Source organism: Nocardiopsis sp. TNDT3, from assembly GCF_003427465.1.
GTDB classification, from domain to species: Bacteria; Actinomycetota; Actinomycetes; order Streptosporangiales; family Streptosporangiaceae; genus Nocardiopsis; species Nocardiopsis dassonvillei.
This window is the reverse complement of record NZ_QPFC01001198.1, coordinates 1-5,344: the sequence shown is the minus strand read 5'-3', so window position 1 is coordinate 5,344 and position 5,344 is coordinate 1. Positions and strand designations below refer to the sequence as shown.

Annotated in this window: 6 protein-coding genes; 1 reads left to right on the top strand and 5 read right to left on the bottom strand. The window is 73.2% G+C overall.

From position 1 onward, the window contains the following. Positions 1–890: nitrilase-related carbon-nitrogen hydrolase (locus DQW06_RS25760; RefSeq protein ID WP_304598565.1), on the bottom strand; the 890-nt coding region annotated here is incomplete at its 3' end. A gap of 590 nt (positions 891–1,480) precedes the next feature. Between DQW06_RS25760 and DQW06_RS25755 the strand changes: the two genes are divergently transcribed. Next, positions 1,481–2,947, top strand: a complete 1,467-nt coding sequence (locus DQW06_RS25755) for a sodium:alanine symporter family protein (RefSeq protein WP_117199461.1) — start codon at positions 1,481–1,483, stop codon at positions 2,945–2,947. 95 nt (positions 2,948–3,042) lie between these two features. Here the strand turns inward: DQW06_RS25755 and DQW06_RS25750 are convergent, their stop codons facing one another. From DQW06_RS25750 to DQW06_RS25735, 4 genes are read right to left on the bottom strand one after another with little or no spacing between them, the layout of a single operon-like run. Next, positions 3,043–3,537: a hypothetical protein gene (locus tag DQW06_RS25750; RefSeq protein WP_117199463.1), complete on the bottom strand. Its 495-nt coding sequence runs from the start codon at positions 3,535–3,537 to the stop codon at positions 3,043–3,045. A 21-nt stretch (positions 3,538–3,558) separates the two neighbouring features. Then, positions 3,559–4,305 (bottom strand): hypothetical protein, encoded by a 747-nt coding sequence (locus DQW06_RS25745; protein WP_117199462.1) that lies wholly within the window; start codon positions 4,303–4,305, stop codon positions 3,559–3,561. Further along, positions 4,302–4,703, bottom strand: coding sequence for a hypothetical protein (locus DQW06_RS25740; RefSeq protein ID WP_071621057.1), 402 nt, complete (start codon positions 4,701–4,703; stop codon positions 4,302–4,304). Before DQW06_RS25740 ends, DQW06_RS25745 begins: the two co-directional genes overlap by 4 nt. After that, positions 4,700–5,185 carry a hypothetical protein gene (locus tag DQW06_RS25735; protein ID WP_232051618.1) on the bottom strand — a complete coding sequence of 162 codons (486 nt, stop codon included), beginning with the start codon at positions 5,183–5,185 and terminating at the stop codon, positions 4,700–4,702. The genes DQW06_RS25740 and DQW06_RS25735 overlap by 4 nt, the downstream gene beginning before the upstream one ends. Positions 5,186–5,344: the final 159 nt, after the last annotated feature.

Here is a 5,344-nt window from a genome sequence, read left to right as displayed (position 1 = left end):
GTCAGCACCGGCGAGCGCGTCCCGGGGGGAGGGGAGGGCCGGTCCGTGACCGCGTACCGGACGACCCGGAAGCCGTCCGCCCGCGCCGGCTCCTCCGGGGACTCCGCCGGGGGCAGGGACAGGTCGGTGACCAGCAGCGCCTCCTCGAACTGCGGGGCGCGGGAGACGAGGTCGCCGTCGGCGTCGACGACGAGGGAGTCGCCCTCGAAGACCAGGTCGTCCTGGCCGCCGGTCATGTTGACGTAGCCGATGGCGGCCCCGATCTCGCGTGCGCGCCGCTGGCACAGCGCGAGCCGAACGTCGTCCTTGTGCCGCTCGTAGGGGGAGCCGTTCAGGGTGACGAGCATCCCCACGCCGGCGTCGGCGGCGGCGGTGACGGGACCCCCGTCCTGCCAGAGGTCCTCGCAGATGGCGAAGGCGACGTCGACTCCGTGCAGCCGCAGCACCGGCAGCGTGTCACCGGGGACGAAGTACCGGAACTCGTCGAAGACCCCGTAGTTGGGCAGGTGGTGCTTGGCCGAGACGAGGCGGATCCGGCCCCGGTGCAGCACGGCGAGCGAGTTCTGGGGGGCTCCCGAGGGCTGGCCGAACCGGGGGCCCGGGCCCTCGCGCCGGTTGAGGAAGCCGACGACCACCGGCAGGTGCCCGAGCCCTTCCGCGGCGAGGCGGTCGGCGAGATTGTGGGTGGCTTTTGTGGACGCGGAAACGAAACCGTCCCGCAGGGCGAGATCCTCGACCGAGTATCCCGTGACGACCATCTCGGGAAACACGACGAGATGGGCTCCAGCGTCGCTCGCCTGACGAGCGTAAGCGACGACGCTGTCGCAATTACCTTCCAGATCACCCACAGTCGGGTTGGTCTGGGCCAGAGCTATACGAAGTTTTACCACGCCGGGAGCGTAGCGAACTAGTTAACATGGACGCAATATGTCACGTTTTTATAACATAGCAAATTCGGAACGTGTTCAGATGATTGCCTAAAGCTGCGGGGGAACAAACTGGAGCGCGTTTTTCCCGGTGATCTGGGTCACAGGGAATTGCGGTGGCGGAGAGTCGGGGGGAGCACCGCCGCCGTCGGCCGGGACTGCTCCGCGGGCGCCGCCCGGGGGGCGAAGCCGCAGTTCACCGCCTGCCCGACGCGCTTTCGGCGGCGGTCGCGCCCCGTGTGTCGGCGTGGAGCGCGGCCCGGCGCGCCCGGCCGTGACCGGGCGGGGCGCCGCGAGGCGCGGATCATGCTCCGGGCTAAACGATCTTGCGGTTCGGGCCGTATTCCCGTTACCTAGTCGACGGCCCGCGTACACCCCGGGGCCCGGGTGATCCCGACCGGCGACGACCTCGGCGGAAGCGTCACCCTGTGTACCCGAGCCGTACGAGAAACGGCACACCCCACCACCATTCCCGCCCTGACCACAGCGGGCAACCTACCGGTCGCGGAGCGAGACAACGCCGTCTCCGCCACGACGAAGGGAAGAGTCCCGCTGTGGACGCCATCCAAGCCGGGATCGTCGCCCTCAACGACATGTTCTGGGCCTACCTGCTGATCCCCCTCCTCCTCATCCTGAGCCTGTACTTCACCGTGCGCTCCGGCGCCGTGCAGTTCCGCCTGATCCCCGACATGTTCCGCTCCATGCGGGGCGAACCCGGGCTGGCTCCCGACGGCAAGAAACCGATCTCCGGCCTCCAGGCGTTCGCCGTCTCCGCCGCCGCGCGCATCGGTACCGGCAACATCGCCGGTGTGGCCACCGCGATCGCCCTCGGCGGTCCCGGCGCGGTCTTCTGGATGTGGGCCATGGCGCTGCTCGTCGGCGCCGCCAGCTTCGTGGAGTCGACGCTGGCCCAGCTCTACAAGATCCGTGACAAGGCCGGCTACCGGGGCGGACCCGCCTACTACATGCAGTACGGGCTCAAGTCCCGTTGGATGGGCGTGCTCTTCGCCGTCGTCATCACCTTCACGTTCGGCTTCGTGTTCACGAGCGTGCAGAGCAACACGATCTCCGCCGCGATCGCCAACTCGGTCTCCACCGCCTCGGGCACCGGGACCGCGCCGGGCTGGCTCGCCTACGCCGTGGGCGCGGTGCTGGCCGTGTGCACCGCCGTGCTCATCTTCGGCGGCGCCCGGCGCATCGCCCAGGCCGCCACGGCGCTGGTCCCCGTCATGGCGGGCGTCTACATCCTCATGGGCCTGGTCGTCATCGTGATGAACATCGGCCAGATCCCCGCGATGGTCGTCGACATCGTCACGCACGCCTTCGGTCTGCGCGAGATCGCCGCGGGCGGCATCGGCACCGCGATCGTGCAGGGGATGCGGCGCGGGATGTTCTCCAACGAGGCCGGTCTGGGCTCGGCGCCCAACGCCGCCGCCAGCGCCGCGGTGAGCCACCCCGTCAAGCAGGGCCTCGTGCAGACCCTGGGCGTGTACTTCGACACCCTCGTCGTCTGCTCGACCACGGCGTTCGTCATCCTGCTGTCCAACCCCAGCTACACCGCCGAGGCCGGTCCGACGCTGACCCAGAACGCCCTGGAAACCAACCTCGGCCCCTGGGCGCTGCACCTGCTCACGCTGATCATCCTGCTGGTGGCCTTCACCTCGGTGCTCGGCAACACCTTCTACGGCGAGGCCAACATCGGCTACCTGACCAAGAGCCCCCAGGCCACGACCGCCTTCCGGGTGCTGGTCATCGTGGTGACCTTCCTCGGAGCCATCGGCTCCGGCGGCCTGGTCTGGAGCCTGGCCGACGTCACGATGGGCGTCATGGCCGTGGTCAACCTCGCCGCGCTCGCCCTCCTCGCGCCGACCGCCTGCCGACTGCTGCGCGACTTCGTCGGCCAGCGCAAGCAGGGCAGGGACCCGCTGTTCACCAAGGACCTCATGCCCGACCTCACGGGCGTGGAGTGCTGGGAGCAGGAGGACATGGACCGCCTCAGGGGGAACCCCGCCGGGGTCTGACCGTCCCGGACCCCGGTCCCCCTTCCCGGGGGTGTGGTGCCGACCCGGCACCGCACCCCCTCCCCGGGTGGAAGGTGGGCAGGAACCCGGTCCGCTCAGAGCACCGCCGCGACCGCCGTGCCCACCGCCGCGCCCGCGAGGAGCACGGCGGCCCCGGCGCACACGAGGTCCAGCAGCCGCGCGGTGGACCGCGCCCGGCCCGCACGCTCCCGGCGCTCTGCGAGGGCCGCGCGCGACCGCTCGACCGCCCGTCCCTCCTCGGCGTCCAGCCGGGCGAGGTCCCGGTCGAGGTCGTCGACCACCCGCACCGGATCGGGGAGGCCGTCGCCCGCCGCCCCGGGCGCTCCCGGGCGGACGCTCCCGCGCACCCGTGCCCCGGCCGTCTCCACCAGCGCGTACCGGCGCTCCAGGAAACCGCGCCGCAGCGCGTGCTCCTCCTCCTGCCCCTCCATGTCGAGCAGCGCCGACGGGTGGTCGAACCGGTGGCCCCGAACCCGTCGGACCGACTCCGCGCCGACCCGGACACAGACGGCCACGGCCACGACGGCGGCCAGCAGCGTGACCACGTCACCGGTGTCCAGAGCACCCATGACCGCTCCCTCCTCCACGTCTCACAGCTTCCGGCCCAGGGCCCGTCCGCCCGTCCGGCGGACCCTCGCGGCGTCGATGCGCTGCGACAGCCCCTTGCGCTCCCGCACCGCCTCGGCCAGGTTTCCCGGGGCCTGAGCGAGCAGGTCGTGTCCGGACGCCGCCTTCCGGGTGAGCTCGCGGATCCGCTCCTCGTCGACGCGGCCCGCCCGGTCCAGGCGCCCCCCGAGGGACGCGGCCTGCTCCTCGGTGAACGCCGGGGTGTTCAGCGGACCGCTGATCCCGTCCTTCTGGCCGTTGACCCGGTACCACTCCAGTTCCTGGAGGTGGCGCCCCAGCGAGGCGCCCGTCTCCCGCGCCGCGGGGCGCAGGCGTCCCGTGTCGATCGTCGGCCCCTCGCCGGTGTCGCGGAGCAGCCCGGCCTCCCCGAGGGAGCGGAGCAGCTCCCGGTGCCGGTCGAGGGCGGTGTTGAAGGACTGCGCCGCCCGCCGGGCCGTCTCGTTCGCCGCCGACTGCCGTGTCAGCAGGTCCTCGGCGTCGCGGTGCAGGGTCCCGGCCCTCCTCGCGCCCTCGGCCTCCACCCGCAGCCGCGGCAGCGCCGTCTCGGCCTCGCGCAGGCGCTGGTTGGCCGCGGTGCGGATCCGCTCCGCCTCCGCCCTGACGTGCTCCACGTGGGCCCGACCGCCCCGGCGCGCCTTCGCCAGGCTCCTGCGGAACATGAGGGAGGCGGTCACGAGCAGGGAGCCCAGCACCGCCCCGGCCGCGATCATCCACTCCACGGGTTCCTCCCCCCGGAGTCCGTTCCGGACGGGGCCGGACCCTCGGCACGGGGCGGGTCGAGGTCGGCCAGAGCCGCCCGGATCCGCCCCTCAGCCGCGTCGAGGTCGCGCCGGAGCCCGTCGAGGCGCTCCGGCGCCCGGTCCTCCACGGCCGCCTCCGACATCCGCGCGGCGGTGTCGGACAGCAGGTCGCGCCACGCCCACAGGTGCCCCGTGGACGCGCCGAGGTCCCTCGCACGCTCCAGCGCCCGGTCGGCGTCCGCCAGCAGGGCGTCCTCTGTCAGGCCGTCGGGCGGGTACACCCCCTGGGCCGTGTGGCGGCGGTTCAGCCCCCAGCGCGCGGCGGCGAGCAGGACCGCGGCCAGCGCGATCACCACGGCGGCGGTCACGTGCGCGCCCCCCTGCCCGTCTCCCTCTTCGGGCCGGGCGCGGGCGAGCTCCGGAACGGCCTCGCGGCGCCGCGGCGCGCGCCGCGCAGGGCCGCGCGCACGCCCCCGGGCCGGTTGAGCCGCAGCAGCCGGTCCACGGCCCGCTCCGTGTCACCCAACTTCTCGAAGTGGGCCTGGACCCGCTTCTCGCGGGCGACGGCCTCCTTCTCGGACCGCCTGACCGTCTGCTCGGCCCCCTCCAGCTCCTTGCGCACGGCGCTGTCCGCGGAACGGTAGGCGTCCAGGGTCGCCCGGAGCGCCGCGGCCTCGACCACGCGCGGGTCCCGCGACACCGCCAGGTCGTAGCGCTTGGCCTCCGCGAGCTCGCGGTCAGCCTCGCCGCGCCCCTCCCAGCGGGCGCCGAGCGCGACCGAGGCGACGAGGAGGCTGCTCGCGCCGATGAGGGCGCCGCCGATCGTCAACGCCACTTGCAGGGGGTCCAACCGCGCGCCTTTCAGGTCCGCCTCGCCGCGCCGCCCGGCGGGCAGGACCTGTCTACCGGGGCGGGGGTACGGACCCCGCGCCCGCCGGGAGCCGTGCGGTGACGCCCGGGTGAACACTGGTCGACCACGGCGGAGGGGGTCCGCGGGACACCCCGGCGA